This window comes from Streptomyces sp. RP5T (assembly GCF_003933965.1).
Lineage (GTDB): Bacteria > Actinomycetota > Actinomycetes > Streptomycetales > Streptomycetaceae > Streptomyces.
Map to the genome: position 1 here is coordinate 1 of NZ_RSAJ01000969.1, position 1,951 is coordinate 1,951.

Annotated in this window: 2 protein-coding genes and 1 pseudogene; 1 reads left to right on the forward strand and 2 read right to left on the reverse strand. The window is 76.9% G+C overall.

Going from position 1 to position 1,951, the window contains the following annotated elements:
* Both EHS43_RS43535 and EHS43_RS43540 read right to left on the reverse strand, forming a co-directional pair.
* On the reverse strand, window positions 1-542 hold a 542-nt coding region (locus EHS43_RS43535), incomplete at its 3' end, for an amidase family protein (RefSeq protein WP_260470994.1).
* Window positions 539-997 (reverse strand): DUF6668 family protein, encoded by a 459-nt coding sequence (locus tag EHS43_RS43540; RefSeq protein WP_125195940.1) that lies wholly within the window; start codon window positions 995-997, stop codon window positions 539-541. The genes EHS43_RS43540 and EHS43_RS43535, both read right to left, overlap by 4 nt.
* Window positions 998-1,159: 162 nt before the next feature.
* Here EHS43_RS43540 and EHS43_RS43545 point away from each other — a divergent pair.
* Window positions 1,160-1,951: pseudogene (locus tag EHS43_RS43545) on the forward strand (hypothetical protein); the annotation flags it as partial.

The following is a 1,951-nucleotide window of genomic DNA, read 5'->3' on the forward strand; positions in this document are numbered from 1 at the left end:
CGGCTCCCGCGCCCGGGGTTGGTGGTCTTGAGGCCGATCACCCCGCACCACGCCGCCGGGATCCGTACCGACCCCGCCCCGTCGCTCCCCGTCGCCATCGGGACGAGCCCCGCGGCCACCGCGGCCGCGGAGCCCGCAGAGGAACCGCCCGGGGTGCGGTCGGCGCGCCAGGGGTTCACGGTACGGCCGTGGGCGCCGAGTCCCCAGGTCTGCCAGGGAGTTCCGGGGCCGGGCACGGAGGTCGCGCCGACGGGCACGCACCCGGCCGCGAGGAGCGCCGCCGCACCCCGCAGCCCGTGCCGCCCCTTCACCCCGATCGGCACCCCGGCGAGCGGCGGCCGCTCACCCGCGTCGACGCGGAGGTCGATCCCACGGGCCCGCCGCAGCGCCTCCTCCTGCCACACCTCGGCGAAGGCGCACAGTTCTGGGTCCACGCGCCGGATCCGTTCCAGGGAGTCGGCGACGACGTCGACGGCCCGCAGTGAGCGTGAACGCACCGCCGCGGCCAGGTCCCGGGCGGACAGGGAGCCGGTGGCCGTCACGGGGCGGCGGCCCGGGTGAGCCGGACCAGTGCCTCGGTGGCGCGCGGGGGAGTCCCGTCCAGGTCGCCGAGGCGCCACGCGGGGACCCAGGGCACGCGGTACACGTCGACCGCGGACTCGATCTCCTTGACCTGCTGGGCGAGCGGACGCGGGAGCCGGCCCGGAGCGTCCGCGACGAGGACGACCGCGTCGAGGTCGAGACCCGGCGGGTGCTCCCCGCGCCGGAAGAGCTCCAGGGTGCGGCGGGCGGCGAGCAGGCCCGCGGCGTGCGTACGGGCGACGAGCAGCACGGAGGAGGGGGCGCCGGGGCCCGGCCAGTCGCGTCCGCTGTCGTGACCGCCGTAGACGGCGGCCAGGGTGGAGACGCCGGCGCCGCCGTGCGTGCCGACCCACGAGAACCGCCTCCCGGTCGGGGTCACCGGCCCGCGGATCCAGATCTCCGGCCCCTGCTGCACGCTTTCCGCCTTTCGCCGCACGTCAGTTCGCCTGCCCGTGCTCCGACCCTGTCATCCCACCCGCCTCCCTTCTCCTGGAACAGGCCTGTGACATCACGGTGACGTGAGAACCGGGGGCGAGCGGAGAGACTCGACAGTACGTGCACGATCGTGAGGGATGAGATGTCTCGACTCAGCCGCGACAAGAAGCGGGACCGCCAGCGGGGGGCGACCCCGATCGACGTCCGCGTCCCCCTGACGGGTGAGTCCGCGACGGTGGCCGGAACGCGGCTCACCGCGTCGCCCGGCGAGGAACTCCAGCAGACCGTCCTGACCCACCTCCACCACCTCGCCCTCAGCAGCGGCCACCCGGTCCACGCCACGATCCACGACGCCCGCATCGGCTACGTGGTCGCCCTCGAAGTCGCCACGGACGGCGCCAGCCGCTTCACCGCGGAGCCGGTACGGATGGCTCCGCCGGAGACCCCCGCGCGAGGGGACCGCCCGGTGCCGTCCGGCGCGGGCGAGGTGCCGGCGGCGAAGCCCTGGCCGCCCGCCGCCTCCGACACCCCGGACCGTGCGGGTTACGTGGTCCCGCTGGAGGTGACGCCCGACGCCGGCCGCTTCACCGGGACGCCGACGGCCGGGCCCGGGACCGCCGCGCGGGGAGACCGTCCGGTGCCGTCCGGCGGCCAGGTCCCGGCGGCGAAGCCCTGGCCGCCCGCGGCCTCCGACACCCCGGACGAGCGGCCCACGCATCTCCTGCGGCAACTCGACGACCCCGCGCATACCCCCGACTCCGCCGACCGTTCGGGGAGCCGGCCCGGACCGCCCTCGACCCAGGTCCTGCGGCGGCTGCCGGACCCGCAGGCCACCGGCACGGCCCCGACCTCCGACCCGGGGACGGCTCCGGCTCCGGCGCCCGGGACGGTCGTACCGCCGACCGGCGAGTTCGGACCGCCGCCCGTGATGGAC